The 25,736-nt window shown below is 36.6% G+C and carries 28 protein-coding genes and 1 tRNA gene; 15 read left to right on the top strand and 14 right to left on the bottom strand.

Annotated elements, in window-relative coordinates:
• Window positions 1–228: 228 nt before the first annotated feature.
• The 4 genes from thrS (at window position 229) to rplT (ending at window position 3,408) form a co-directional block, all read left to right on the top strand.
• A complete protein-coding gene (gene thrS, locus RM706_RS14965) occupies window positions 229–2,166 on the top strand; it encodes a threonine--tRNA ligase (protein WP_311352997.1) in 1,938 nt (645 codons plus the stop codon).
• 36 nt (window positions 2,167–2,202) lie between these two features.
• Window positions 2,203–2,754 (top strand): translation initiation factor IF-3, encoded by a 552-nt coding sequence (gene infC, locus RM706_RS14960; RefSeq protein ID WP_311353016.1) that lies wholly within the window; start codon window positions 2,203–2,205, stop codon window positions 2,752–2,754.
• 26 nt (window positions 2,755–2,780) lie between these two features.
• Complete coding sequence (gene rpmI, locus RM706_RS14955) at window positions 2,781–2,978, top strand: 50S ribosomal protein L35 (protein ID WP_311352995.1); 198 nt, start codon at window positions 2,781–2,783, stop codon at window positions 2,976–2,978.
• An 85-nt stretch (window positions 2,979–3,063) separates the two neighbouring features.
• Window positions 3,064–3,408, top strand: a complete 345-nt coding sequence (gene rplT / locus RM706_RS14950; protein WP_311352993.1) for a 50S ribosomal protein L20 — start codon at window positions 3,064–3,066, stop codon at window positions 3,406–3,408.
• 78 nt (window positions 3,409–3,486) lie between these two features.
• On the opposite strand, the gene RM706_RS14945 is transcribed toward rplT, so the two are convergent.
• The gene (locus tag RM706_RS14945) at window positions 3,487–3,909 is read right to left on the bottom strand and encodes a secondary thiamine-phosphate synthase enzyme YjbQ (protein ID WP_311352990.1); all 423 of its coding nucleotides are present in this window, start codon (window positions 3,907–3,909) and stop codon (window positions 3,487–3,489) included.
• Between the two features lie 71 nt (window positions 3,910–3,980).
• Between RM706_RS14945 and RM706_RS14940 the strand changes: the two genes are divergently transcribed.
• Window positions 3,981–4,775: an HAD family hydrolase gene (locus RM706_RS14940; RefSeq protein WP_311352988.1), complete on the top strand. Its 795-nt coding sequence runs from the start codon at window positions 3,981–3,983 to the stop codon at window positions 4,773–4,775.
• Here the strand turns inward: RM706_RS14940 and RM706_RS14935 are convergent.
• The 5 genes from RM706_RS14935 to tgt form a co-directional block, all read right to left on the bottom strand.
• On the bottom strand, window positions 4,772–6,064 hold the full coding sequence (locus RM706_RS14935) for an asparagine synthetase B (RefSeq protein ID WP_311353014.1): 1,293 nt from the start codon (window positions 6,062–6,064) through the stop codon (window positions 4,772–4,774). The genes RM706_RS14940 and RM706_RS14935 overlap by 4 nt on opposite strands.
• A complete protein-coding gene (gene dnaB / locus RM706_RS14930) occupies window positions 6,048–7,592 on the bottom strand; it encodes a replicative DNA helicase (RefSeq protein WP_311352985.1) in 1,545 nt (514 codons plus the stop codon). The genes RM706_RS14935 and dnaB overlap by 17 nt, the downstream gene beginning before the upstream one ends.
• A 168-nt stretch (window positions 7,593–7,760) precedes the next feature.
• Complete coding sequence (locus RM706_RS14925; RefSeq protein WP_311352983.1) at window positions 7,761–8,714, bottom strand: acetyl-CoA carboxylase carboxyltransferase subunit alpha; 954 nt, start codon at window positions 8,712–8,714, stop codon at window positions 7,761–7,763.
• 89 nt (window positions 8,715–8,803) lie between these two features.
• A complete protein-coding gene (locus tag RM706_RS14920; protein WP_311352981.1) occupies window positions 8,804–9,886 on the bottom strand; it encodes an LptF/LptG family permease in 1,083 nt (360 codons plus the stop codon).
• Entirely contained in the window at window positions 9,886–11,061 is a 1,176-nt protein-coding gene (tgt, locus tag RM706_RS14915) for a tRNA guanosine(34) transglycosylase Tgt (RefSeq protein ID WP_432264977.1), read from the bottom strand. Before tgt ends, RM706_RS14920 begins: the two co-directional genes overlap by 1 nt.
• A 116-nt stretch (window positions 11,062–11,177) precedes the next feature.
• Here tgt and RM706_RS14910 point away from each other — a divergent pair, with 116 nt between their 5' ends.
• Genes RM706_RS14910 through RM706_RS14900 form a run of 3 tightly spaced genes read left to right on the top strand, consistent with a single transcriptional unit; the run spans window position 11,178 to window position 13,638 of the window.
• Window positions 11,178–12,023, top strand: coding sequence for a transketolase (locus tag RM706_RS14910; protein WP_311352977.1), 846 nt, complete (start codon window positions 11,178–11,180; stop codon window positions 12,021–12,023).
• A 16-nt stretch (window positions 12,024–12,039) separates the two neighbouring features.
• Window positions 12,040–12,993, top strand: a complete 954-nt coding sequence (locus RM706_RS14905) for a transketolase family protein (RefSeq protein ID WP_311352975.1) — start codon at window positions 12,040–12,042, stop codon at window positions 12,991–12,993.
• 57 nt (window positions 12,994–13,050) lie between these two features.
• Complete coding sequence (locus RM706_RS14900) at window positions 13,051–13,638, top strand: outer membrane beta-barrel protein (protein ID WP_311352973.1); 588 nt, start codon at window positions 13,051–13,053, stop codon at window positions 13,636–13,638.
• Between the two features lie 30 nt (window positions 13,639–13,668).
• On the opposite strand, the gene RM706_RS14895 is transcribed toward RM706_RS14900, so the two are convergent.
• A complete protein-coding gene (locus tag RM706_RS14895; RefSeq protein ID WP_311352971.1) occupies window positions 13,669–14,613 on the bottom strand; it encodes an FKBP-type peptidyl-prolyl cis-trans isomerase in 945 nt (314 codons plus the stop codon).
• A gap of 83 nt (window positions 14,614–14,696) precedes the next feature.
• On the opposite strand from RM706_RS14895, the gene RM706_RS14890 reads away from it, so the two are divergent.
• A complete protein-coding gene (locus RM706_RS14890; RefSeq protein ID WP_311352969.1) occupies window positions 14,697–15,068 on the top strand; it encodes an RNA-binding S4 domain-containing protein in 372 nt (123 codons plus the stop codon).
• A 27-nt stretch (window positions 15,069–15,095) separates the two neighbouring features.
• The gene (locus RM706_RS14885; RefSeq protein ID WP_311352967.1) at window positions 15,096–15,593 is read left to right on the top strand and encodes a phosphoribosyltransferase domain-containing protein; all 498 of its coding nucleotides are present in this window, start codon (window positions 15,096–15,098) and stop codon (window positions 15,591–15,593) included.
• On the opposite strand, the gene RM706_RS14880 is transcribed toward RM706_RS14885, so the two are convergent.
• Complete coding sequence (locus RM706_RS14880) at window positions 15,585–16,112, bottom strand: shikimate kinase (RefSeq protein WP_311352965.1); 528 nt, start codon at window positions 16,110–16,112, stop codon at window positions 15,585–15,587. The two genes, RM706_RS14885 and RM706_RS14880, sit on opposite strands and share 9 nt — an antisense overlap.
• Before the next feature lie 110 nt (window positions 16,113–16,222).
• On the opposite strand from RM706_RS14880, the gene RM706_RS14875 reads away from it, so the two are divergent.
• Together RM706_RS14875 and RM706_RS14870 are read left to right on the top strand one after the other, a co-directional pair.
• Window positions 16,223–16,295: transfer RNA gene (locus tag RM706_RS14875), tRNA-Lys, on the top strand.
• 228 nt (window positions 16,296–16,523) lie between these two features.
• The gene (locus RM706_RS14870) at window positions 16,524–17,747 is read left to right on the top strand and encodes a site-specific integrase (protein ID WP_311352962.1); all 1,224 of its coding nucleotides are present in this window, start codon (window positions 16,524–16,526) and stop codon (window positions 17,745–17,747) included.
• 181 nt (window positions 17,748–17,928) lie between these two features.
• Here the strand turns inward: RM706_RS14870 and RM706_RS14865 are convergent, their stop codons facing one another.
• From RM706_RS14865 to RM706_RS14845, 5 genes are all read right to left on the bottom strand, one after another.
• Complete coding sequence (locus RM706_RS14865) at window positions 17,929–18,501, bottom strand: BfmA/BtgA family mobilization protein (RefSeq protein WP_311352960.1); 573 nt, start codon at window positions 18,499–18,501, stop codon at window positions 17,929–17,931.
• A gap of 673 nt (window positions 18,502–19,174) precedes the next feature.
• Window positions 19,175–20,557 carry an APC family permease gene (locus RM706_RS14860; RefSeq protein ID WP_311352957.1) on the bottom strand — a complete coding sequence of 461 codons (1,383 nt, stop codon included), beginning with the start codon at window positions 20,555–20,557 and terminating at the stop codon, window positions 19,175–19,177.
• Window positions 20,554–21,519, bottom strand: coding sequence for a hypothetical protein (locus RM706_RS14855; RefSeq protein WP_311352955.1), 966 nt, complete (start codon window positions 21,517–21,519; stop codon window positions 20,554–20,556). Before RM706_RS14855 ends, RM706_RS14860 begins: the two co-directional genes overlap by 4 nt.
• 192 nt (window positions 21,520–21,711) lie before the next feature.
• On the bottom strand, window positions 21,712–22,446 hold the full coding sequence (locus tag RM706_RS14850; protein WP_311352953.1) for a DUF6090 family protein: 735 nt from the start codon (window positions 22,444–22,446) through the stop codon (window positions 21,712–21,714).
• Between the two features lie 201 nt (window positions 22,447–22,647).
• Window positions 22,648–22,839: a hypothetical protein gene (locus RM706_RS14845; RefSeq protein WP_311352951.1), complete on the bottom strand. Its 192-nt coding sequence runs from the start codon at window positions 22,837–22,839 to the stop codon at window positions 22,648–22,650.
• Window positions 22,840–23,023: 184 nt separating this feature from the next.
• Between RM706_RS14845 and RM706_RS14840 the strand changes: the two genes are divergently transcribed.
• Window positions 23,024–23,440 (top strand): hypothetical protein, encoded by a 417-nt coding sequence (locus RM706_RS14840; RefSeq protein WP_311352949.1) that lies wholly within the window; start codon window positions 23,024–23,026, stop codon window positions 23,438–23,440.
• A gap of 9 nt (window positions 23,441–23,449) precedes the next feature.
• Complete coding sequence (locus RM706_RS14835; RefSeq protein ID WP_311352948.1) at window positions 23,450–23,869, top strand: hypothetical protein; 420 nt, start codon at window positions 23,450–23,452, stop codon at window positions 23,867–23,869.
• 380 nt (window positions 23,870–24,249) lie between these two features.
• On the opposite strand, the gene RM706_RS14830 is transcribed toward RM706_RS14835, so the two are convergent.
• Complete coding sequence (locus RM706_RS14830; RefSeq protein WP_311352946.1) at window positions 24,250–24,924, bottom strand: DinB family protein; 675 nt, start codon at window positions 24,922–24,924, stop codon at window positions 24,250–24,252.
• A 363-nt stretch (window positions 24,925–25,287) separates the two neighbouring features.
• Between RM706_RS14830 and RM706_RS14825 the strand changes: the two genes are divergently transcribed.
• Window positions 25,288–25,485 (top strand): hypothetical protein, encoded by a 198-nt coding sequence (locus RM706_RS14825; RefSeq protein ID WP_311352944.1) that lies wholly within the window; start codon window positions 25,288–25,290, stop codon window positions 25,483–25,485.
• Window positions 25,486–25,736: the final 251 nt, after the last annotated feature.

Below are 25,736 nucleotides of genomic sequence, written 5' to 3'. Positions count from 1 at the left end.
CTTTTTGAATAAAAATTAAAAAAAAATTTAACCTTCTGTTTATCAGATAAATAAAATGATTAAAAATTAAAAAAAACGGACCAATAAGATAATAACTTTTAGTGGTTTTACCAAATACCCTTGAATACCTGTTCTTTATCTAAATTTTTATGCACACGAAACCAGCTAATATAATTGTAGCATTCGCACAAGATATTATCTTTGCGGCTATTCTAATTTTAAAGTAAGATGATTAATATTACGCTGCCCGATGGTGCTGTAAAAGAAGTTAAAGAGGGAAGTTCTCCTTTTGAAGTAGCTAAGAGTATTAGTGAAGGTTTGGCCAGAAACGTGATTTCAGCAAAATTTAATGAAACTATTGTGGAGGCCAATACTCCATTAAACTCAGACGGTAGCCTTACCTTATATACATGGAACAATAATGAAGGTAAAAAAGCATTTTGGCATTCATCCGCCCATATATTAGCACAGGCCCTCGAAGAACTATATCCAAAAGTTAAGCTTTGGGTTGGACCTGCTATTGAGAATGGGTTTTATTACGATGTTGATTTAGGAGATGAATCATTATCTGAAAAAGACTTTAAAAAAATTGAAGACAAAATGCTCGAAATTGCTAGGGGCAAACATGATTTCAAAATGAGGTCTGTTAGCAAAGCTGATGCCTTATCCTATTACAAAGAAAAAAATGAATACAAAGTAGATTTGATTTCCAATCTTGAAGATGGCGATATTACTTTTTGCGATCACTCTACTTTTACCGACTTATGCAGAGGTGGACATATCCCAAATACTGGAATTGTAAAAGCTGTAAAAATTTTAAGCGTTGCCGGCGCTTACTTTAAAGGAGACGAAAAAAACAAACAACTTACTAGGGTTTACGGAATATCATTTCCAAAACAGAAAGAGCTTACTGAATATTTAGAATTGATTGAAGAAGCCAAGAAAAGAGACCATAGAAAACTTGGTAAAGAATTAGAGCTATTCACCTTCTCTCAAAAAGTGGGGCAAGGCCTACCACTATGGCTCCCAAAAGGCGCAGCACTTAGAGAACGTTTAGAAGACTTCTTAAAAAAAGCACAGAAAAAAGCTGGCTACGAAATGGTGGTTACTCCTCATATAGGCCAAAAAGAGTTATATGTTACTTCTGGACACTATGCCAAATATGGTGAGGATAGCTTTCAACCTATACATACACCAAAGGATGATGAAGAATTTTTATTAAAACCCATGAATTGCCCGCATCACTGTGAAATTTACAATGCAAGCCCTTTCAGCTATAAAGATTTACCTAAGCGCTATGCTGAATTTGGAACGGTATATCGTTATGAGCAAAGTGGTGAACTACATGGTCTGACCAGAGTTAGGGGTTTTACACAAGATGATGCTCATATTTTCTGTACTCCAGATCAGTTAAGTGGTGAGTTCAAAAATGTAATTGACCTAACTTTATACGTATTGGGTTCTTTAGGATTTGAAAATTTTACTGCTCAAGTCTCGGTTCGTAATTTAGATCAACCTGAAAAATATATTGGAGAGGTCGAAAATTGGCAGAAAGCGGAACAAGCGATTATCGATGCTGCAGAAGAAAAAGGACTTGATTATGTTATTGAAACTGGGGAAGCAGCTTTTTATGGGCCTAAATTAGATTTCATGGTCAAAGATGCCCTAGGGAGAAACTGGCAATTAGGCACAATTCAAGTAGATTACAATTTACCTGAACGCTTTGATTTAACATATAAAGGTAGCGACAATGAGCTTCACAGACCTATAATGATTCACAGGGCTCCATTTGGGAGCTTGGAGCGTTTTGTTGCATTATTATTAGAACATACTGGTGGAAACTTTCCGTTATGGTTGATTCCAAAGCAAGCTATAATATTGCCAGTCAGCGAGAAACATGAAAATTATGCAGAAAAAGTTTTGAATTCGCTAGAAAATCACGAAATTCGCGCGCTCATTGATAATAGGAACGAGACTGTAGGTAAGAAAATTAGAGAAGCTGAGTTAAAGAAAATACCCTTTATGCTCATTGTCGGTGAAAGCGAAGAATCGGCTGAAACCATTGCTGTTCGCAAACATGGAGGAGAAGACTTGGGTAGTATAAGCATATCGCAATTTTCAGACTTGGTTTCAAAAGAAATAAATAGTACCTTAAAGTCGTTCTAAAAAATTAAGTTTAATTAAAAAGTGTAAGTCATAGCAATACGAAGAAGATTTAAGCCCCAACCAAGAAGGGAGAATAAAAACCCTCACAATATCAATGAAAAAATACTTGCTCCTGAGGTGAGGTTGGTTGGAGACAATGTAGAAATAGGTGTATACCCTATTAGAAAGGCTTTAGATAAAGCCGAAGAATTGGAATTGGATTTGGTAGAAATTTCACCAAAAGCTGTTCCCCCTGTTTGTAAGATAATTGATTACAAAAAGTTTCTCTACGAACAGAAAAAGCGCGAAAAGGTCATGAAGGCCAAGGCGACAAAGGTCATTGTAAAGGAAATAAGATTTGGCCCACAAACGGATGACCATGATTACGAATTTAAGAAGCGACATGCTGAAAAATTCTTAAAGGAAGGTGCTAAATTAAAGGCATATGTTTTTTTCAAGGGTCGTTCCATTGTGTATAAAGACCAAGGAGAAATATTATTACTAAGATTGGCCTCTGAGCTAGAGGAAGTTGGAAAAGTAGAACAAATGCCAAAATTAGAGGGTAAAAGAATGACTATGTTCATAGCCCCGAAAGCAAGTAAGAAGTAAGCGGAAATAAATCATAAAAAAGAAAAATGCCTAAAATGAAAACAAAATCCAGTGCTAAAAAGCGATTTAAGCTGACCGGCTCTGGTAAAATTAAAAGAAAGCACGCTTTTAAAAGTCATATTCTGACTAAGAAGTCTAAAAAGCGTAAACTTAAATTGACACACTCTGGCCTAGTGCACGAATCTGATGTCAATAGTATCAAAGAACAATTACGTTTAAAATAATTGTTCATTCGGTAAATTATTAACCCTGGAGTTAGGCTTAAAAAAGTGTCATAAATAGACCGCCTACTACAAAAAAATTAAAAAAATGCCAAGATCAGTAAATGCAGTAGCTTCTAGAGCCAGAAGAAAAAAGGTGATGAAGCAAGCAAAAGGTTACTTCGGAAGACGCAAAAATGTCTGGACAGTAGCGAAAAATGCGGTAGAAAAAGCAATGCTTTATGCTTACCGTGATAGAAGAAACAAAAAGAGGACTTTCCGGGCGCTTTGGATTACCCGTATCAATGCAGGTGCCCGTTTACACGGAATGTCTTATTCGCAATTTATGGGAAAAGTAAAATCTAATAGAATTGACTTGAACAGAAAGGTTTTAGCCGATTTGGCTATGAACCATCCAGATGCTTTTAAGGCTATTGTCGAAAAGGTGAAATAAAAATTTTAGTAAACTTACCCCGCTTATTAAAATCCTGTTCTGTAAAGAGCAGGATTTTTTTATTGTAGTTTCTTTTCTTCAACTTCCAAAAGCAGTTATCGTTAAATCTCTTCCTTTAGCATGGTTACGGTGCTCGCAAAGATAAATTCCTTGCCAAATACCCAGATTAAGTTTTCCATTACTTATTGGTATTTGTACTGAAGCTCCCATTAATGATGCTTTAATATGGGCGGGCATATCGTCTGAACCCTCATAATCATGTTTATAATATGGCATATTTTCCGGTACCATTTTGTTCATATGAGTTTCAAAATCTATTCGAACCGTTGGGTCAGCATTCTCGTTAAGGGTTAAACTAGCCGAAGTATGCTTAATGAACACTTGTAACATACCTATCTCAATACTGCTGATTTCAGTGATAGTGCTCAATATTTCACTTGTAATCAAGTGGAAACCCCTTGAAAATGGATTAAGTGTAATTTGTTTTTGATAAAACTTCATCTTACTAAAATAATATAAACTTAACCGCATAACCTGAACATACCTGTACATTTGCAGCTTAAATTTTATTGATGGATTTATCAAGTATAAAAATGGTCGTTACCGATATGGATGGCACCCTACTGAATGCGAATCATGAAGTTAGTAGCCGATTCTTTGAATTATTCAAAAAAATGAAACAAAGAGGTATTCAGTTTGTTGCAGCCAGTGGGCGCCAATATTCTAGTATGGTTTCAAAACTAGATTCCATAAAAGATGATATGATTTTTATCTCTGAAAATGGGGCCTATGTAAAAAGGCAAGAAGAAGTCTTGCTTACGACCCCAATCAAAACAGAAAACATTAATGACATTCTAAAATTAATGAAGAATGTAAAAGATGCTCACCCGGTCCTTTGCAGCAGAAACAATGCTTATGTGGGTGGTTCATCAAATAAATTTATAAACTTGCTAAAAGAGTATTATTCTGAATTTGAGATAGTCGAAAATCAATCAGATATTACCGACGAAGTTTTAAAAGTAGCTATTTATCATTTTGAAAGTTCAGAACAATTCATTTACCCCGTAGTAAAGCATTTAGAAGATTCCTTAAAGGTTAAAGTCTCTGGGGCTAATTGGGTCGATGTATCACATCAAAATGCCCATAAAGGCTTTGCTTTGGAAAAAGTAATGAAAGAATACAGTATCGCTTCTAATGAAGTATTAATATTTGGCGACTATAATAATGATATTGAAATGTTACGACTCTCCGATTATAGTTTTGCTATGGCCAATGCGCACTCAAATGTGAAAGAGGTCGCAAAATTTGAAACCGCCAATAACAATGAATTTGGAGTTGAGGTAATCTTAGAAAAACTATTCAATTAAGTCTTCTGCTTTTTCTTTCTCGCAGCTGGGAACAATACATTATTTAAAATAAGTCGATACCCAGGCGAAGTCGGATGCAGTTCTAATTCTGTTTTAGGGTCACCGACCCTATGTTGATAATCTTCAGGGTCGTGTCCACCATAAAAAGTAAAAAATCCTTTACCTTTTATTCCATGAATATAACGGGCTTCGGCATTTATTTTATTCTCGCCAAGTATCATAACAGTTGGTTTGACCTCACCCCTAGTAAAAGAAGTTGTTTGCCCCATAAAACCTTTTACCAATGTGGTATGATTCTGTGTTAGCATAGTGGGAACAGGATCCCACTTGGCAGAGAATTCCATTAAAGAAAAGTAATCCGATTCTTTAGGGATTTTTCTTTTTGCAGTCATATCTATAGACGAGAATTCATAGCGTAAAGGGTTTCTTTCCAAAACAAAGTTTTGAAAGGCAAATGTGCGATCAAAATTTAACTGACTTTGATAATTGGCATTGGATGGGTCATTATCAAACATGGGTTCACAAATATCAACTCCATTTGCGGCTAGAGCAATATCAAAACTATCTGTTGCCGAACACATTGCAAACATAAACCCTCCGCCAATGACATACCTCCTTATTTTTTCAGCTACCGCCCCTTTCTCTTCAGATACTTTGGAGAATCCTAATTTAACGGCACGCTCTTCCGCTAAACGTTTTCCTTCAATGTACCAAGGAGCTGCGCGATATGCCCCATAAAACTTGCCATATTGCCCTGTAAAATCTTCATGATGTAGATGTAACCAATCATACAGGGCCAATTTATCATCTAAGACTTCTTCATCATAAATTGTAACATAGGGAATTTCAGCATAGGTCAACACCATCGTAACAGCATCATCCCAAGGGAAATTATCTTTTGGTGAATACACTGCAATCTTTGGGGCCTTCTCTAAAATTACTGCATCTTGATTTTGAGACGGACTGCTGATATCATCCAAAATATTATTCGCTTCACCATCGGAAAGTATTTCAAAAGATACTCCCCTAATCTGACATTCTTTGCGAATAGCTTCGCCATCTGGCAGTAAAAAAGAACCTCCTCTATAATTCAGCAACCATTGCACTTTTTGCTGTTTGGTCAAAACCCAATAGGTTATTCCGTAAGCTTTTAAATGATTCTTTTGACTTTCAGCATCCATAGGAATTAAGATAACCGATGCTGATGTTGAGATAGAGAAAAATAATATTAAAATAGTTAGATACCTAAAATGCCCTCGAAATAGCAAACCCTTAAAAAGGAACGTCATCATCAGCATTCGCATCATCATTGAACGAACTACCAAAGGCCTCATCCGTGCTTGGAAGATTTGGACTTGCAAAAGGATTTTCTTCATTGGCATTCATCTTAGATTGAAACTCAAAAGGAGAATCAAAATCATCTAAGTTATCAAACTTCCCTAAATTTCCGATAAACTTTAACCTAATATTATCCAGTCCGCCATTACGGTGCTTTGCAACAATAAATTCCGCTTGCCCTTGTGTTGGCGTTCGTTCTTCATCATCCCATTCATCAATTTTATAATATTCCGGACGATAAATAAATGATACAATATCTGCATCTTGTTCAATAGCACCAGATTCCCTCAAATCAGAAAGAATAGGTCTTTTACTTCCTCCACGTGTCTCTACCGCTCTAGACAACTGTGATAAAGCAATTACAGGCACATTCAATTCTTTGGCTAAAGCTTTTAGATTTCGTGAAATAGTGGAAATTTCTTGTTCACGATTTCCCCCTTTTTGACTACCACCAGCTGTCATTAATTGCAAGTAGTCAATAACGATAAGTTTAATTCCATGCTGTGAAGCTAATCTTCTGGCTTTTGCACGTAAGTCAAATATGGAAAGAGAAGGAGTATCATCAATAAACAATGGTGCTTTTTCTAAGGTTTTCACCTTTACATTAAGTTGCTCCCACTCATGTTTCTCTAATCGGCCTGTTCTCAGCTTTTCTGATGAAAGACCGGTCTCCGAAGAAATTAAACGAGTAATCAACTGGACTGAAGACATCTCTAAAGAGAAAAAAGCTACAGGAATTTCAGCATTTACAGCAATATTTCTTGCCATAGAAAGTGTTAAAGCTGTTTTACCCATACCGGGTCTGGCCGCTACAATAACTAAGTCGCTAGGTTGCCAGCCAGAAGTAAGCTTATCCAATTTATCAAAACCAGATGGAATTCCACTTAACCCCTCTTTATTTGCAATCTCTTCAATTCGCTTTTTTGCCTGAATTACCAGATTCTGAGCAGTTTCTGCGGAACGTTTTAAATTACCTTGAGTTACCTCATATAATTTTGATTCCGCATTGTCCAATAAATCAAAAACATCAGTCCCTTCGCTGTAAGCATCTTCAATAATTTCATTTGAGATTTTTATGAGGCTTCGTTGAATGTATTTCTGTAAAATAATACGGGCGTGAAACTCAATATGTGCAGAAGAAGCGACTTTTTGAGTGAGTTTAATAAGGTAAAAATCACCCCCAACTGCCTCTAAATGACCATCTTTCTTTAATTGGGAAGAAACGGTTAATAAGTCAACCGGTTCAGAAGATTCGAACAATTTAAAGATTGCTTCATAAACAAACCGATGCGCATCTTTGTAAAAAACTTCTGGATGTAAAATATCGATAACTTCATCAACCCCTTTTTTATCAATCATCATTGCACCCAACACAACTTCTTCTAAATCAACAGCTTGAGGTGGAATTTTTCCACGCTCCAAGTTGATGATAGTAGTTTTATCAACCTTGCGTCCAACAATAGGGTTTGATTTGTCCATGAGTGCGAAAGTATGGAATTAACCTTTAGTTAACTTTGAATTTAGAGGTATGGATGTTCACATCTATTCAACAAAAATACTGTTGATAACTTAAAAAAGCTGTTAATAACCCTAATAAATAGGAAAAGGTTGACAAATTAGTTTTTAAGGTAAACCAAAATACAAGGCTTAGCCGTTGAATACACCCATATTGGCATATTTATCCATACGTTGATTCACCAATTCTTTTGGTGATAACTTTTTTAGTTCCGCAAAATGAGTAGAAATTTTGTTTTTTACCGTATCAAAAGTTTTCGCCCTATTTGTATGCGCACCTCCTAAAGGCTCACGCACTATTTCGTCAATAAGTTTCAACTTTTTCATGTCAGGAGCCGTCAACTTCAGTGCTTCGGCCGCTTGTTCCTTATACTCCCAACTACGCCATAAAATGGAAGAACAAGATTCTGGGGAAATTACCGAATACCAAGTATTTTCAAGCATCAATACTTTGTCACCAACACCTATGCCTAAAGCACCACCTGAAGCACCTTCACCAATAATAACAACTACTATTGGCACCTTTAAACGGGTCATTTCAAGTATATTTCTGGCAATTGCCTCACCTTGGCCGCGTTCTTCTGCTTCAATGCCAGGATAGGCGCCGGGAGTATCTATAAAGCATACTACAGGGACATTAAACTTTTCAGCTGAGCTCATTAAACGCAATGCCTTGCGGTAACCCTCAGGATTTGCCATTCCAAAGTTTCGGTATTGACGAGTTTTAGTGTTGTATCCTTTTTGTTGTCCAATAAACATAAAGCTTTGGTCACCAATCTTACCCAAACCACCTATCATCGCTTTATCATCACCCACTGTTCGATCTCCATGCAATTCTAAAAAAGTATCACCACATATAGCATTGATATAATCCATTGTATAAGGTCTATTAGGGTGCCTTGATAGTTGGACCCTTTGCCAAGCAGTTAAATTTTTATAGATATCTTTTTTAGTTTCCGCAAGCTTCTTCTCTATCTGCTGACATGTTTCAGTCACATCAACATCACTCTCTTCTCCTATTACCATGCATTTTTGAAGCTGGTCTTCAAGTTCTTTGATAGGAAGTTCAAATTCTAAATATTCCATAAAAAGTTGTTGTAGTCAAATTGGTTTGGTTGGGCAAATATATAACATGTATCAAATACTGCAACATCAACTTACCAGTTGCAGAAAAGTTAACGTTTGGCCTTTTGAAGTAACACCAACCCTAAAATGCCAAATAATACATTAGGTATAGTTACTGCCAATATGGGTGAGAAGCCTGATTGTTCCGCCATTGTGCCAAAAACTCTATCGAAAAAGATATACACCATGCCTAATGCTATCCCTAAAAGAAGACTAAAGCCCATACCTCCCCTACGCTTTACAGATGATACGGCAACTGCAATAATAGTTAAAATAAAAGCTGCAATTGGTAATGCCCAGCGCTTGTACTTTACTACCATGTAAGTATTTATATTTGATGCCCCTTTTCGTTTTTGATCATTAATAAAGTCATTTAGTTCAAAAAGATTTTTGGTGTCTGCTATATAAGAAACAGGAGTCAAATCATCAATTCTAAAATTGAACAGTGTGTCTAACCTTCGCTTTGTCTCGACCAATTCATATCCATCTTTCATCTTACGTTTTGAATACGAAGTAAGTCTATAAGTACTGTCCTTTTCGACCCACCTAATATTGGCAGCAGCTAGTTTATAATCCAGCTGATTTTCTTCATTAAAATGTTCGTATGTGAAATTATAGCCTATCTGCCTATTCGCATCAAAACTACTTAAGTAAAGAAAGTCTTTATCATTAAGCTGGGTGAATATATTCTTGTCTTGTCGATTCTTTCGACCTTTTTTAAAATATTTATATTCAAATTCGTTGAACCCAATACTGGCATGCGGTACAATAAATTGCCCCATAACAAATATTAAAACGGCTACTATACTAGCCCCGATCAAATAGGGTCTTAAAAAACGCCAATACGAAATACCCGAGCTCAAAATGGCAACAATCTCCGTATTTCCTGCAAGTTTCGCAGTAAAGAAAATAATGGAAAGGAATAGAAGAATTGGCATTAAAATATTGCCTAAAACCAAGCTAAAATTTCCATAAAAAACTATTACCTCTCCTAGCGGAGCCTCGTTATCTATAATCTTGCCTATCTTTTCGGCCAGACTGATCATTATTCCTATAGGAATAAATAGTAATAGAATCCCAATAAAGGTGAACAAATATCGCTTTAAAATGTATTTGTCAAGTATGGTTAGCATTACAATCTTTTATCCATTTGTTTGACCATTGTATTTTTCCAAGAGGCAAAGTCACCCGCTATTATATGTTCCCTAGCTTCTCTGGTTAACCACAGGTAAAATCCTAAGTTGTGAATCGTGGCAATTTGTTTGCCCAAATACTCATTTGCGGCAAAAAGATGCCTCAAATATGCTTTTGAATATTCCATATCAACAAAAGTAATTCCCATTTCATCAATTGGTGAAAAATCATTTTCCCATTTTTTATTCTTGATATTAATTGTTCCGTGCGCAGTAAATAACATTCCATTTCTTGCATTTCTGGTAGGCATAACACAATCGAACATATCCACACCAAGGGCAATATTTTCCAAAATATTGATTGGAGTACCTACGCCCATAAGATATCTAGGCTTATCTTCAGGTAGAATATCACAAACAATTTCTGACATTTCGTACATCTCTTCTGCAGGCTCACCAACAGATAACCCCCCAATCGCATTTCCAACTGCACCTGCCTCGGCGATATATTCTGCCGATTGTATTCTTAAATCTTTATAGGTAGATCCCTGAACAATAGGAAAAAAAGCCTGACCATAGTCATATTTCATAGGCAATTTTTTCAAGTGATCAATACACCTATCCAGCCAGCGATGTGTCATGTGCATTGACTTTTTTGCATAACCATAATCACATGGATAAGGTGTACATTCGTCAAATGCCATAATAATGTCTGCCCCAATTATCCTTTGTATTTCCATTACACGCTCTGGGGAAAAGAAATGACTGGAACCATCAATATGGGATTTAAAACTAACCCCTTCCTCCTTTATTTTCCTGTTTCCAGAAAGGGAATATACTTGATAGCCCCCACTATCGGTAAGTATATTTCTATCCCAGCCCATAAACTTATGCAAACCACCGGCCTGTTCTATAATTTCAATTCCTGGTCTTAAATAAAGATGATACGTGTTCCCCAATATAACATCGGGCTTAATATCGTCTCGTAGTTCACGTTGGTGAACACCTTTTACTGTAGCTACAGTGCCAACGGGCATAAAAATTGGTGTTTCAATAGTACCGTGGTCTGTTGTTATTTCCCCAACTCTAGCTTTTGAGCCAATATCTTTATGTAAAAGGCTATATTTCAAAAGTGATTTTTTGAATGGCAAATATAGGAATCTCCTACGCAGCATGTCCTTAACAAAAAAATAAAATTATGTGTGTAAATGGGTTCATAAAATATTGGTTTTTGGTTTGTTTACTCAACTGAATGCGATTACATTTGAAAAGGTTCAATAAACTAAATCTAATGGCAGAAATTAAAGAATTACAAGATCTCGTAGTTCAAGTAAGGCGAGACATTCTAAGAATGGTTCATAAAGTTAATTCAGGACATCCAGGAGGTTCTCTTGGTTGTACCGAGTTTTTTGTTGCATTATACAATGAGATAATGGAACTTAATGATGGTTTTGATATGGATGGAAATGGAGAAGATTTATTCTTTTTATCTAACGGACATATTTCTCCAGTTTTTTATAGCGTTCTTGCTCGCAAAGGGTATTTTCATGTGGATGAGTTAAACACTTTTCGATTAATCAATTCAAGATTACAAGGTCATCCAACAACTCATGAAGGCTTACCAGGAATAAGAATTGCTTCAGGTTCTTTAGGACAAGGAATGTCTGTTGCCATAGGTGCCGCCTTAGCAAAAAAATTAAATGGTGATAACCATTTAGTCTATAGTTTACATGGTGATGGGGAATTACAAGAAGGTCAAAATTGGGAAGCCATTATGTATGCGGCAGGGAACAAGGTTGATAATTATATTGCTGCCATCGATTTAAATGGTCAACAAATCGACGGAGCTACCGACGATGTTTTACCTATGGGCAACATAGCAGAAAAGTTTCGAGTATTTGGATGGGATGTTCTAGAAATTGAAAATGGGAATGACCTACAACAAGTTATTGACGGTCTTAGCGAAGCCAAAAGCAGAACGGGTAAGGGAAAACCAGTTTGTGTAATCATGACAACAATGATGGGCAATGGTGTAGATTTCATGATGCATACTCATGCTTGGCATGGCAAAGCACCAAGTGATGAACAGCTCGAAAATGCACTATCGCAAAATCCAGAAACTTTAGGTGACTATTAATCTTTAAGAAATTGACATGACAAAATATATAGATCAAGGAAAGAACGATACCAGAAGCGGTTATGGGGCCGGTATGACAGAACTTGGGAGAACCAATCCAAATGTGGTAGCATTATGTGCCGACCTTGTGGGATCGCTGAAAATCCAAACATTTATTGATGAGAATCCTGAACGTTTCTTTCAAGTGGGTATTGCCGAGGCAAATATGATGGGGATTGCTGCTGGCCTGACCATTGGAGGAAAAATTCCGTTTACGGGCACTTTTGCAAATTTCTCAACAGGTCGGGTTTACGATCAAATTCGACAATCCATAGCATATTCTGATAAAAATGTAAAGATTTGTGCATCTCACGCTGGTATTACTTTAGGGGAAGACGGAGCAACACATCAAATTCTCGAAGATATTGGCCTAATGAAAATGCTACCGGGAATGACCGTTATCAATCCATGTGATTATAATCAGACCAAAGCTGCGACTTTGGCCATTGCAGAACATCACGGACCAGTTTATTTACGTTTTGGAAGGCCAAAAGTTGCGAATTTTACTCCATTTGACCAGAAATTTGAAATCGGTAAGGCCTTAATGCTCAGTGAAGGTACCGACGTTACGATTATTGCAACAGGTCATTTAGTATGGCAATCATTGATTGCTGCTGAAACACTAGAAAACCAAGGGATTTCTTGTGAGGTTATAAATATCCATACTATAAAACCCTTAGATGAAAAAGCCATCTTAAATTCTGTTAAAAAGACAGGATGTGTTGTGACCGCAGAAGAGCATAATTTTTTAGGTGGATTGGGAGAAAGCGTCGCTAGAACATTAGCGATACATCACCCAACGCCGCAAGAATTTGTGGCTACTCAGGATACTTTTGGCGAAAGTGGCACTCCTGAACAATTGATGGATAAATATGGGCTTAACAATAAAGCCATCGAAGCGGCCGTTTTAAAAGTGTTGAAAAGAAAATAGTCTTTGGTATCGTCTTTGATACCTCTTTTCATCGTAACTATTAAAACGAAACACATTATGAAAAAAACACTTCTAGTTTTAGTTATGGTGCTTTTTAGTACTACCGCTTTTTCGCAAGCAGGTTCAGGTTTTGGTATCAAAGCTGGATTAAATTACAATGGCAATGGAGATTATTTTGATGATGCTCAAAGCGCATTCGAAAACCCGGATAGAAATGCTGGTTTTCACATCGGGGTATATGGAAAATTAGGAAATCGAATATATATTCGTCCTGAAATTGTATATACCAGCACCAGTTCTGGATATAATGAAGGTGATCTTAAAATCAAGAAATTAGATGTTCCTGTACTAGTTGGCACAAAAATAATCGGACCCCTACATGTTTTTGCAGGGCCAGCTTTTCAATATCTTTTAGATACTGAATTTGATGGAATTACTTTTGATGATGTTGAGAATGATTTTTCAGTTGGGCTTAATCTAGGAGCTGGGGTCAACTTAGGTAAGTTCGGAATTGACCTTAGGTATGAAAGAGGTTTTAGCGAAAACGAAGTGAGTTTTATCAATTCAAATATTACAAATTTAAATGGCGATCGTGTTGATACAAGACCTGATCAACTCATACTCAGCTTTTCTCTAAAACTATAAAATTAAAAAGCCCCGAATTTGGGGCTTTTTTTAACTATTATCCGGGTCTAAATAATCTGGGGTGCCATCACCATCAGTATCCGGATATGGAATAATGACGTTACCTTGCTCGTCAGTAATTTCGTCAATCGTAAATGTACTATCACCATCATCGTCGAAATCTAGATAATCAGGAATACCATCCTCATCGGTGTCGTCATTAAAAAGGTTTTTATCGTTATCCCTATCTTCTTCTATACTCGGCACGCCATCTCTATCATGATCAGCAGTTTCCACTGCCAAGAGATTGACGTTAAAAATAATAGGAGCATATGAACTGCCTGGCTGTGTACCATTGAAATAAGCAAGACCAGAGGGCATAATAATCAGACCTGATCCAAAATCTTCAATAGTAAAAGTACCGTCTTCCATTTCGATAACCGTCGTCCCTGACCTAAATTTTGAAATCCCTTCTTTAAAACCCGTAATTGCTCCAGGAATAGTAAATGTTCCTTGTAAGTCAAACCATATACCGCTACCTAAAGCACTGTCAAATATGCTTCCGTCCAAATTTGTTCCATCATAAGATACAAAGGTAGAATCTGCAATAGTTGGAAAGTCTCCACCACCTTCTCTAGCTAACAAATAATAGTAAGTATGTGGTATATCTTCTTCATCTTCATCCAAACCAAAATCGGCTGAGGAAATATTAATAACCTCTGAATTTAATTTATCTGATTGAGATAAAGGGGTTTTTGTTGCATTTTCGCCCGCAATGGTATCTATTACAACCCTGTAGTCAAAACCCGCCGGAGGGTTTTCAAATTCTTCATAATTATAAAAATGGGTATCCAAATATTCTTGTATCTCCATTTCATCTTCTGGAGCAACCTCGCTCAACAACCTTGGAGGCACAAACTCCGCGCTAATTCCATCATCATTATTACATGACCAAAAAACTATTATCATGAAAACAACAATCAAATATCTAATCATTTAGCAACATTTTTTGTTTAGTCGCGCAAGATACAATTTTCCACTATTTTTGCTTATTACCTTAACAAACATTTGCATACTAAATGCGTATTGACAAATATCTTTGGAGCGTTCGTTACTTCAAAACTAGAAATATTGCCACAATAGCTTGTAAAAAAGGACAAGTGAAAGTCAATGGATCTCTAGTAAAACCTTCTCGCGAAGTTTACCCAACTGATGGTATTGTAGTAAGGAAGAATCAAATTAATTACCAATTAATTGTTTTAGATATTCCGACAAGTCGAGTTGGTGCAAAACTTGTTGACATATATCGAAAAGATACTACCCCAAAAGAAGCCTTTGAGCATGATGAGCTTTTAAAACATGCTAAAGACCACTACAGAAAAAAAGGAATAGGACGCCCAACAAAAAAAGATAGACGCGATATTGATGACTATTTAGACGAATCAGAATAGTATTATCTTTACTGAAATCATTGACTTATGGTAAGCCAGATTCTAACACACGAGCAAATTCATCATAAAACCAAGCGCATAGCCTATCAAATTTACGAAGCCAACGTGGATGAGACTGAAATTGTAATAGCTGGTATTGAAGGGGGTGGATTAAATTTTGCAAAAAAAATAAGTACAATTCTTCGTAAAATCACTAATGCCCAAATTACGCTATGCAAAGTACATATGGACAAGCAAAACCCATTAAAAAGCGGTGTTTTTACTTCTTTAAAAGAACACGATTATGCAAATAAATCTGTAATTCTTGTAGATGATGTTTTAAATTCTGGCACAACACTTATTTACGGTGTTCACCATTTTTTAAGAACACCCTTAAAACAACTAAAAACTGCTGTTCTAGTCAATAGAAATCATAAAAAATATCCTGTTAAGGCAGATTTCAAGGGCATTTCTTTATCCACTTCGTTAAATGAGCATATAAGAGTAGTCTTTGAAGCTAAAAATGATGCTGTCTTTTTAAATTAAAGTTCTTGAAATTTCTTTGGCAATATCTTCAACTGATTTTTGATTACAATCAATTATTTGCTTCGCCAACAAATAAAATTGATTTCTTTCGAAAATGTGTTTTCCTACAAATTCTGGTAAATCATGGTCCATAATATTTGCAACTAAAGGGCGCTTGTCCTTTTCTCTTGATATACGACTTACCAATGAGCCAATGGTCAATTTTAAGTAAAAAGTATTTGAGGTATTTATATGAACAATATCAATATTGTTCGCATAACATGGGGTACCACCACCCAATGCGAGTACAAATCCATCTTCACTACCCATAACTTGCTTTAGTATTTCAGTCTCTTTTTTTCTAAAAAACAGTTCTCCTTTTTTATCGAAAATTTGTTCTACTGACATTCCAACAACCTGTTCAATTTCATCATCAAGATCTTTAAAAGGTAGATTTAATTTTTGGGACAATAGTTCGCCAACAGTAGATTTTCCACTCGCCATATAACCTAATAACACTATTTTCAAGCCCTTACTCATCTTATAAATTTAAAAAGACAAATTTATTACTAAATCAGCTTGATAAATTAATATTTGATATTATATTTGCAGCCGCTTAAGGCAATTATTTTTTTGCAAAAAGTGCAGATGACCTGATAGCTCAGTTGGTAGAGCATCTCCCTTTTAAGGAGAGGGTCCTGGGTTCGAGCCCCAGTCAGGTCACTTTTAAGAGTCCATAATTATTCAAAAAGTCTGTAAATCGTTGATTTACAGACTTTTTTGTTTTTTCTGATTTCATTTGATATCAAATAATGCCATTATTCGCGGTGTACAAATCGGTGTACACTTTGTTGAATTCGAAAAGTGTACACCACGAGGCTGTTAAAATTTGTGATTATCAAGTTCTTACAAAGAAAATTTAACATTTTAAAAATCAGTAAAATCACTGTTATGGAAACAAATTCTTTCTCCATTTTATGCTACATCCGCAAGGCTAGAATAAACCAACAAGGCGAAGTACCTATCTTTCTTAGAATTACCGTAAACTCAAAAAGAGCTGAATTCAGTCTAAAAAGAAAAGTGAAACTGGAAAAATGGTGTTCAATTAAAAGCAGGGTAAAAGGTTCTAATACTAAGATTAAAGCTCTAAATCACTATTTAGATGAATTGGAAGCCAAAGCCTACAACATTCATTCAAAATTGGTAATCAAAAAGAAACCTTTTTCAGCCGAAACCATAAAGAATAAAATTATTGGCACAGAGACAGTTCACAAGACCTTACTAGAAGTTTATGACGAACATAATACTCAAATTGAACAGTTATTAGGTATAGAATACTCCTATGGAGCATACAGAAGACATATTCGTACTAGAAATCATCTAGCAAACTTTATGGAAAAAGAATATAAGCTGAAAGACCTATTTATTAGAGATGTGGACTTAAAGTTTATCAATCGTTTTCATCATTTTTTAAAAACTCGGAAAATTGGTAATCAAAATACCATTACCAAATATGTGGTCAACTTTAAAAAGATAATGAGGATAGCTGTAGCAAACAATTGGGTGAATAAAGACCCCTTTTATCACTGGAAAGCAAAATGGAAAAAGGTAGAGCGAGATATTCTAACGGAACTGGAACTACGCTCATTAATTGAACAAGAGTTCGATATAACCCGCTTGGAACAAATTAGAGACATTTTTGTTTTCTCATGCTTTACTGGTTTAGCCTATGTAGATGTCAAAAAATTATCATCAGATCACATCGTTATCGGTATGGATGGGCAACGATGGATTAAAATAAATCGTTCAAAAACTGATTCTCGAAGTGTTGTCCCCCTTCTCCCAACTTCGGAAGAAATTTTAACCAAATACAAAGACCACCCTTTGACCAAAGAGAATGGATTGTTATTACCCGTAATCAGCAATCAAAAAACCAACGCCTTTTTGAAAGAAATTGCCAAAGTTTGTAAAATTCAAAAGAACCTAACCTTTCACTTGGCAAGACACACATTTGCCACTACTGTAACTTTAGCTAATGGTGTACCAATTGAATCCGTCAGTAAAATGCTGGGGCACCAATCATTGAAAACAACTCAGATCTATGCCAAGGTGATTGATAAAAAATTGATGAAAGATATGGAGGTTGTCAAGGCTAAATTCAAATTGGGTTCTTGATTTTGGTACAATATGAGCGAGCGAAACGAGGTTTCGCGCTGCAAGTCCCAAATACTTACCCAGAACTTTGCACAAGGATCCTGTTCGATTTTTGTAGTGTTCCGACAGATAAACGTAAAGCAAAAATCGGATAGGGTGCACTACTTAGTATGGCTTGAATCGAAGTTTCAAACCTTGGTCGTTACCCTTTAAAGGTATTTTTTAGACCTCGCTTGTATCTTTCGAGTTCTTCTTCGGTAATTTCCAGTCTTACGTAGGACTTACCAAAACCTTTCTTTATCATCTTGGCATTGTCCAAGACATATTGAAAATCCCTAACGGTAAGGCTCAGTTTGTCAGCCAATCGTTCATAACGGATTTTGGGCACTGTGATTTCCATTTCTCCGAAATCCTTATCAAATTCTTTTTTCAAAAGTTTCTTTTCTCTCCTTATCGGCTTTTCTTCCTTTAAACTTCCACCAAAAAGGGAAAGGAGCATGGCATTGTTGGGTTTAGTCTGGGTAATCTCAATATCTCGGAGTATGGCAATATTGGCCTCAGTTCGTTTGCGGTTCTTGCGTATCTCATCCAAGATACTGGGCACAAATCGGTCATTGGGCTTGAAGCCGTGCCACTCAAAAAAATCAATCATTTTTTCCAAAGCCTCGGATTGTGAACCTGAAATCTTTTTGGCAAACGAACGGAACCGTTTTACGACAGATGCCTTTAGGTTCAAGGCGAGATATTTGTACTCATATTTACCTTTTACACGCATTTTTCAACAAACTTTTTCAATGTTCATGGGGTATATGGAGCGTTTTTCAACAAACTTTAAATTATTTTTCATTTTTAAAAACCTCCAAAACCTCCTAATAATCAACTATTTGCGAAGCAAATCAACCCCGTAGCGTCGCCTTGGCGCGCTACCCTCTTGCTAATCCGAATTTTCGCCAAGGGCGAATTCAGATCAGCCTTTCTAGAAGATAGGTATCATCTCCCATTATAGGTTGGGCGTCATGCGATTTTAAGAACTATTGAAAAGAAAATGTAATAATATTTTGGTATTCGAGTGAAATCCTTCAACATCCTTCAACATCCTTCAAAGAAGTTTAAGGATTGATTTTGAGGCAGAAGTTAAATATGCATTGCTTGTCTAACAGGAAATAACTCATAGCGTTATTCTATTTCGACAATGTAACAAAAAGTATAGTTGATTGCAGCAATCATGTTTTTTGCCTTCTATAAGTCCCAAAAAATGTTGGTTTTAGGGGACTGGAAAGACTGGTAGTAAAGCGTTCTCATATATGGCTTTTGCCAATTGTTTTCTACACAAGGTTATACTAAAATTAGCTTATGAAGAAGTAAACTTTTTTGAGTAAAACAGGAAGTATGGACTCTACAATTATGCTTTTCGGTTTCTTGTACACTTTTTAGGTGTAATTACTTTTCTAACTCTTTAATGCTTTTTCAATAGGTTCGGGCTCAAACCAATCTTTTTTCATTTTAAACTTAACCCATATGGCTGCGTAGATGGTGGCAATAAGTACCATAAGCCCAGCATTCATATATACTTGTAGCGTCATTTCTGGCGAAGGTGAATTATTCAAGATCATATAGACCATTCCTATAATTCCCAATATTTGAGGGAAAGGATACCAGGGGCTTTTAAACGGACGCTTATAGTCCGGATACCTTTTACGCAATACAATAAGATTTATGTGTGAGATAACATAGGCAACCAGCCAAATAGTAGCGGCAGAAATCACCAAAGTCAATATGATATCATCTTGACCACCAAGCAGTATTGTTGGGATCATTATGAGTGAAGCCACAAATACAATGGCCAACCAAGGCGTATTTGTCTTAGGATGCAAGCGGGTAAACAGGGTAGGTAATTGTTGGTTACGGCCCATACCATAAAGCATGCGCGGAATGGTTGCCAATACTGTATTGATGGTACTGCAGGTGGCTGTGACAGCCAAAACTGCAAGGATCATTTTTCCTGATTCACCAAAAAGGGCGGTTACCAATACGGCATGCGGAATCTCAGATTCGGACAAGGCCGTTTGAGGAACAGTCAAGTACCCCGCCAATGCAACCAAAGCATAAACCACCAACAAAACCACGGCGGCCAATATCATGGAGCGGGGTATATTTCTGCTAGGGTTTTTGGTCTCCTCTATCATCGGGCAGACGAATTCCAATCCAAAAAAGGACCATAGTGCCAGCATAGTAAGCGACAGCACGCCAATATCCAGATCTTTTAACCCTTCCAAAATGGACATTACCGATCCGCCTTGGGGTTCGCTTTGCGATAATCCGGCTATGCCAATTACCAGTAATGAGACTATCATTAAATAGGCAAACAAATTCTGAACTTTAGCAAAAAAGTCCACGCCCAGAATATTCAAGAACATCAAAACTAAAATGATCAACCAACCTATTTGGGTAAACGACCCCGGAAATAAAGAATCCAAAACAGCTTCCAGTAAAAATAATTCTGCAGGCAAACCAAAAATTGCCGGTGCCAGGTATCCGGCAATCGTAGCTACAATAGCAGGCATATGTCCTACTGCTACTTCCGTGTAAGCGCTAATGCTTCCGGCTTTGGGAAGCATGAGTGCCAATTCAGAGAATGTAAATACATAACAGAGCGTCAGAACAAATGCTACAAGAAGCGCAACAAAAAAGTCACTTCCTCCCAGCCCCACGCCTTGTAGGATACTAATGAATACTACCTGTGCAACTACAACCCCCACGGCAATGGCAAACAAGGAGCGAAGGCCCAATATTCTTTTCAATGCACCTTGTTCACTTTGAGCAGTCTTCATCTGTGTAGTTTTAAAGCATAGATCATCAACCCGCTGTCCTTGTTAGAAATAAAGCCATCTGACGAATAAGGCTCATTTTTATTGGCTTCAATCGCTTTTGCAACCCTTCTCTTGTCCCTAAAAGGAGAGAAATAAATCCGGGCTGCACCCAAGGCTTCACAAGCAGCACCGGTCCATTGATTGGTGCCGGTAATTAGCATGTATTCATATTCTTGTTTCTGAAATTGTTCAAATGAGGCCGCAAAGAGTTCAAAGGTGTGTTCGGTGGGTAGTTCAGCAGATCGAGCAATCATGGCGATGTATCCTACTTTTCCAACCTGCAAAGCTCTTTCGAAATTAGGATACTTGTCAATAAGTGCATGAATGGCCACATGTTCTTGCTTATGGATAAAGTCGAGTATTGGATCTTGATACGAAAACATCGCCCGGAGGAAAGGATCATCCTGTCTTAATTCATCTTCTTGGGCAGGCAGCGTGACGTTCAGAGCACCGCCAATGGGTTTGGAATGGCTATCTGTGATCATAAGTGAATGGCGCAAAAGATCTTCGTTTATCTCCATGCTACCTATTGGTTGGGAGGGATTTGTTAGCATAATCAGTCGTATACACCAAAATAGAATGTTTTCTGTTGTCCAGGGCCCAAATGGGTCATTTCCCAATGCATCAAGGTGTTTGGTATTGATTATTTCTGTAGGAACTTTCACAGGAGGATGTACGTGCCTGTTCATAGGCTCATTAATGGCAAACGAACTGGCAATGATATGGGCTAATTCTAAAATTTGGGGTTTGTCAAACCCATCAAGCGGTATTGCGGTGTATTTGTCGCTGCGGAAATTATGGGCCAACTCAAAATCCACAAAGGGTAACTCTCCTTGAAGATTGTATAGTCCATGCTGTTGAATATCACCAACTGTAGGATAATCGCACTGGGGCAATTTTAATGGAATGGTTGGCTGGCTCATGCATTGAAGGTACGTATAATTATCAAATTCTGAATGATATAGGGTAATTGCACCTAACAGTGTCGCATATACTGTGCGGCCCACTTTTGCTAGGCATGACCGCTATTGGCATTGTTAGCCTTTCGTTATTTTATCTCTTCAATATATAATTGTTTTGTACAAAAAAATATTCGGAGAAATGAGTTAGTTTGTTTATCTCATATCCAATTCTGATTGAAGCCTAAATTCTATGTCTTTCATGTTATCGTAAATAGAATTGGCCCAATCTATTTCTTGTTTTCGATTTTCAATGTTTGATTTGAGAATGTTCATATATCTTTGATTACTTAATAGGCTTTCATAATTATTTGGTTCCACACCTTCATTGTACAAATAAGGAGCACTAGTGAATTCAAAAAGCTCGGTCATTTCAGGTATTACGGTTTGGTAATAGTACTGAGTTTGTCTATTGTCTAGTGTGTTACTCCAAACCATTTGATACTCGTATAATTTTGAAAGTAAAGTTCTAGTGGAATCGCTCTTTATAAAATTCAATCCATAGGACTTTGCATTATCATAAGGACCTTTTGCAAGCATCAGCTTTGTCCAATTGTTTGATTCCCGAAAATGCATTGACAATGAATCATGGTATGGCAGATTCTTGTTCAAGTGTTTCAAAATAATTTTACAAGATGATTGGGCACTTTGATTTAATTGAAGTACCATTTCTACTTGAAAATAATCATTTATGATTGCTTCTTTCAATTCTGTCAAGAGTTTGATCTCAACTTTATCAGCTTTCCGGGCTTCATTCCAATTATTTACACTTAATGCTAATAGAATCCCTATCATAACCAAGAAAATCTCTCCTATGGCATAAAGCACATATTTTTGAAATCGATTCTTGACCAGTAATTTTTGTCTAATTTTCCGAAAGAATTTTATCATTGGTTTTTCTTTGTTTTACTGGAGGCTGAGATATCCATAAGTTATTAACTAATATATGGATATATAGTTAATGATTATATCCAACTTAAACGAGTCATAGACCTGATAGTCCAAGTTCTAAAAATCGGCCTTTTAATAATACTCATTTCTAAACATTAGAAAGGGTGAAAAACAAGAACTGATATCGCCTCTAATTCACAATCAATATTTCTTATATCGACCCCCATTGGCAAACCATTTCCTTGCAATAGAAAGGGCCTTTTCAAAAGCTTCCTCCCTCTTAAAGCCGTGAACATCAATCATACCATTGGAAAGCAATAGTACTTTTTCCCTGATTTCCTTTTCTTCCTTACCAACCTTTTTCTTGATCTCGTCAGGGGTAAACTTTTTCAAAATAGCGTTGTTTTAAAACAAAGTTAATTTAAAGTAAATAAAACGCAATGTTAAGTTTTTTGCATCAATCTTTTGAATTAGGTTAATCCAAACTTAAAGCAACGATATACATAAATTAAATGCTTATGGGAGTATCTTTCTGCAACCTTTTCTTGTTTTTATTATCTTCAAAAAAAACAAATCGATGAAATGGTTAAGAAAACTTCTATTGGTTCCTTTGCTAATGGCATTTCAATGCGACGATGAGATAAATGCAGAGGAGGATCTACTTTTTGAGTCAGGAATCTATGCTGGCTGGCAATTAACTAGTCAAAGTATTGATGGAATATCAGACTTAACTCCACTACCTGAAACGCTTCTAGAATTTTATCCTGATAACAACACTCAAGACAATAGAGGAGAATATAATCTCGAGGAGCTCTCAGCAAATATTGTTGGTGTTTTTATAATGGATCAAACGGAACAGACAATCACATTTAAAAGGGAGGGCAGCAGTGATGTTATTTATGATTATACTATCAACAGTGATAAAGACTTTATTACGTTTAGCTTTACGGAAAGCGATGCTCAATTCGAACAAGGGTGGACCAAGAGATTTTAAATTAAAGACATGAATAACCAAATCCAATTTGCTTTTGGTCTAATTACATCAATAACCCTCCTTTGCATTAGTTCATGTACAGAAGATCCTGTAACCAGTTTTAATCGTTTCATAATAGATAATCAGTCTTCTACTGAATTATTCTACAATACAGGTACGGGGCTTGACGCTCGAACGATAGAAATCGCAATTCTTGATCAAACCGAGATAGAGGTTGTCGAATTTGATGGGGATGGGATAATGCTCATTCAGGCAGAGGAATTCTTTAGCCAAAACGAAGAGGACATATATCTCCTTAAAGAAATGAATGGAAATTTTATCCAAGCGTTGCAATTGAATACCACTGGAATTTTAATTTGGCGAACGGATAAGGTGAGCAATGATACATATGAACACATCTTGCAAATTACTGATGAAATGCTTGATTAGAATTTACTCCCTCTTTTAAAAGATATAGAACGATTGATGTACCTCAATTCAACCCTAGAAAATCAATCACCATGGCGGTTATGTGCAATTGAGGATATCAAGGTGATTGGTTTAAAACTCATCGTATTTGATGTTTGAATTGTTAAAATTTAGTCAAACATGTGTCCCCCTTCGGCATCAGCGAAAATTTAATCCTTTTGAAGGTCACAAAAACATCGAATATTTTCGATTAGAAAAAGGCCCTCCTTTATACGTCCATACAAAGTGTACCTTAAATCGTTCGATTTAAAGGACTCGAAAGAATTACAGTCTAATGGTTAAGTACGTGAGTAGTGCTACCGTTTAGGCAGCATTATCCCATAAACGGATGTTAGCATTGGTTATCTAGTTGCTTTATATCCCAATAACTTTCTAATCAGCATTAGTTGTCCCAAATGCTCGAAACTATGGGTAAGCCCCATATGAACAAGGAACCAAGCCTTTTGCTTGGTTTGGTAAAACTCTTCAACCCATAGTGCATTCTTGTGAAGCACTCCTTCGTCAATCATCACTTTGTGCAAATAATCCTTGTCCAAATTTTCGTAAAGGGGCATGTCAGCAACTTTTTTAAAGACTTTTGTTGTTTGTTCGCCTACTGCTTCGTGATAGTTTTTCAGGGCCTCAATATCAATACTGTTACTTAGTGATTCCACTTCCTCCTTAGTCATTCCAGTTCCGAAATGACGTATATCTATGTTTAAATTTCCCATCCAATCAGATTGGTCAAAAACCTGTTGTCCATCTGTAACCAATCGGTTTATACCAACATCTTCAGCTCTTGCCATATGCCATATGTTCCAAACAATGGAATTCATATCTGCCGGTCTTTTCCTTACGTCTTCCTCTGAAAGTCCATCCCAAACGCTCGATTTAATGTTTCTTCTAATGCCGGGGTAACGCTGCATCAAAAGTGCGTCTAATCTAAGGTCGTTCATATTTCTTAAAGGATTTGATGTGATGACTGGAATGCCAAGAATTCCAAACAAGCCATTCTTTAAGATTTTTCTTCTGTTCATATTAAAATAAGTTAATTGTCATGCGGCAATTTGGTTAAGACTAATGGCCTTTGTTCATGACGTGTGGAGCATGCCCCAAGGGGAGCCGTCATAGCGCTTCATTCATCATAAATGTAGTCGATGACTGCACCTTTTGCTGTTAGCCCATTGTTAAGTTTAGGAAAAACTTTGGTTGGAGATGAGGGGTAATGTACAAAGCCCATCAATGACCATGAGCAAAATGGGAGCGTGCTGCTAAACTCGCAGATTAATGGGACTGTTTTCACGGAAAGTGCCAATTCCCAAAAAATGTTTGATTATTGAAAACTTAACATTGCAATTTATTTACATTAAATTAACTTTGCATTTATTAAAAAAGATGCTTTGAAAAAGTTCACCCCCGAAGAAATAAAGAAAAAGGTAGGTAAGGAAGAAAAAGAGATTAGGGAAAAGCTACTGTTGCTGTCCAATGGTATGATTGATGTACATGGATTAAAAAGGGAGCAGGCCTTCGAAAGGGCTCTTTTGATTGCAAGGGAGTGGTTTGCCAATGGCGGTCGATATGAACATAAAAAACATTGATTGGTTTTTAAATGCTAATGTGCTCTACATTGGGGTTTTAATCTATTTAAATAATTAGAAAATTCAGCTTTATAAAACGGCCAGTTCTTGGGACCGTTTCAGAAATTCATCAGAGTCCTAAAATATGTTGCTTTCTGGGACTTTGATAGTTTATCTGGAATTGCTTGTTTAATGATTAACAAATAGCGGAAAGCCACTTTAGAATCATTTAGATCTATTTTATTGCGCTACAATCAATGCGATTTCCATTA

The organism is Croceitalea rosinachiae, from assembly GCF_031846445.1.
In the GTDB taxonomy this organism is placed as follows: Bacteria; Bacteroidota; Bacteroidia; order Flavobacteriales; family Flavobacteriaceae; genus Croceitalea; species Croceitalea rosinachiae.
The sequence above is the reverse complement of the archived record's forward strand: the minus strand, read 5'-3'. Positions and strand labels throughout refer to the sequence as shown.

Excerpts from the sequence above, each read along its gene's own strand:
- thrS (WP_311352997.1), top strand. The coding sequence starts at position 229 with ATGATTAATATTACGCTGCCCGATGGTGCTGTAAAAGAAGTTAAAGAG.
- rpmI (WP_311352995.1), top strand. The coding sequence starts at position 2,781 with ATGCCTAAAATGAAAACAAAATCCAGTGCTAAAAAGCGATTTAAGCTG.
- rplT (WP_311352993.1), top strand. The coding sequence starts at position 3,064 with ATGCCAAGATCAGTAAATGCAGTAGCTTCTAGAGCCAGAAGAAAAAAG.
- RM706_RS14945 (WP_311352990.1), bottom strand. The coding sequence starts at position 3,909 with ATGAAGTTTTATCAAAAACAAATTACACTTAATCCATTTTCAAGGGGT.
- RM706_RS14940 (WP_311352988.1), top strand. The coding sequence starts at position 3,981 with ATGGATTTATCAAGTATAAAAATGGTCGTTACCGATATGGATGGCACC.
- RM706_RS14935 (WP_311353014.1), bottom strand. The coding sequence starts at position 6,064 with ATGACGTTCCTTTTTAAGGGTTTGCTATTTCGAGGGCATTTTAGGTAT.
- dnaB (WP_311352985.1), bottom strand. The coding sequence starts at position 7,592 with ATGGACAAATCAAACCCTATTGTTGGACGCAAGGTTGATAAAACTACT.
- RM706_RS14925 (WP_311352983.1), bottom strand. The coding sequence starts at position 8,714 with ATGGAATATTTAGAATTTGAACTTCCTATCAAAGAACTTGAAGACCAG.
- RM706_RS14920 (WP_311352981.1), bottom strand. The coding sequence starts at position 9,886 with ATGCTAACCATACTTGACAAATACATTTTAAAGCGATATTTGTTCACC.
- tgt (WP_432264977.1), bottom strand. The coding sequence starts at position 11,061 with ATGCTGCGTAGGAGATTCCTATATTTGCCATTCAAAAAATCACTTTTG.
- RM706_RS14910 (WP_311352977.1), top strand. The coding sequence starts at position 11,178 with ATGGCAGAAATTAAAGAATTACAAGATCTCGTAGTTCAAGTAAGGCGA.
- RM706_RS14905 (WP_311352975.1), top strand. The coding sequence starts at position 12,040 with ATGACAAAATATATAGATCAAGGAAAGAACGATACCAGAAGCGGTTAT.
- RM706_RS14900 (WP_311352973.1), top strand. The coding sequence starts at position 13,051 with ATGAAAAAAACACTTCTAGTTTTAGTTATGGTGCTTTTTAGTACTACC.
- RM706_RS14895 (WP_311352971.1), bottom strand. The coding sequence starts at position 14,613 with ATGATTAGATATTTGATTGTTGTTTTCATGATAATAGTTTTTTGGTCA.
- RM706_RS14890 (WP_311352969.1), top strand. The coding sequence starts at position 14,697 with ATGCGTATTGACAAATATCTTTGGAGCGTTCGTTACTTCAAAACTAGA.
- RM706_RS14885 (WP_311352967.1), top strand. The coding sequence starts at position 15,096 with ATGGTAAGCCAGATTCTAACACACGAGCAAATTCATCATAAAACCAAG.
- RM706_RS14880 (WP_311352965.1), bottom strand. The coding sequence starts at position 16,112 with ATGAGTAAGGGCTTGAAAATAGTGTTATTAGGTTATATGGCGAGTGGA.
- RM706_RS14870 (WP_311352962.1), top strand. The coding sequence starts at position 16,524 with ATGGAAACAAATTCTTTCTCCATTTTATGCTACATCCGCAAGGCTAGA.
- RM706_RS14865 (WP_311352960.1), bottom strand. The coding sequence starts at position 18,501 with ATGCGTGTAAAAGGTAAATATGAGTACAAATATCTCGCCTTGAACCTA.
- RM706_RS14860 (WP_311352957.1), bottom strand. The coding sequence starts at position 20,557 with ATGAAGACTGCTCAAAGTGAACAAGGTGCATTGAAAAGAATATTGGGC.
- RM706_RS14855 (WP_311352955.1), bottom strand. The coding sequence starts at position 21,519 with ATGAGCCAGCCAACCATTCCATTAAAATTGCCCCAGTGCGATTATCCT.
- RM706_RS14850 (WP_311352953.1), bottom strand. The coding sequence starts at position 22,446 with ATGATAAAATTCTTTCGGAAAATTAGACAAAAATTACTGGTCAAGAAT.
- RM706_RS14840 (WP_311352949.1), top strand. The coding sequence starts at position 23,024 with ATGAAATGGTTAAGAAAACTTCTATTGGTTCCTTTGCTAATGGCATTT.
- RM706_RS14835 (WP_311352948.1), top strand. The coding sequence starts at position 23,450 with ATGAATAACCAAATCCAATTTGCTTTTGGTCTAATTACATCAATAACC.
- RM706_RS14830 (WP_311352946.1), bottom strand. The coding sequence starts at position 24,924 with ATGAACAGAAGAAAAATCTTAAAGAATGGCTTGTTTGGAATTCTTGGC.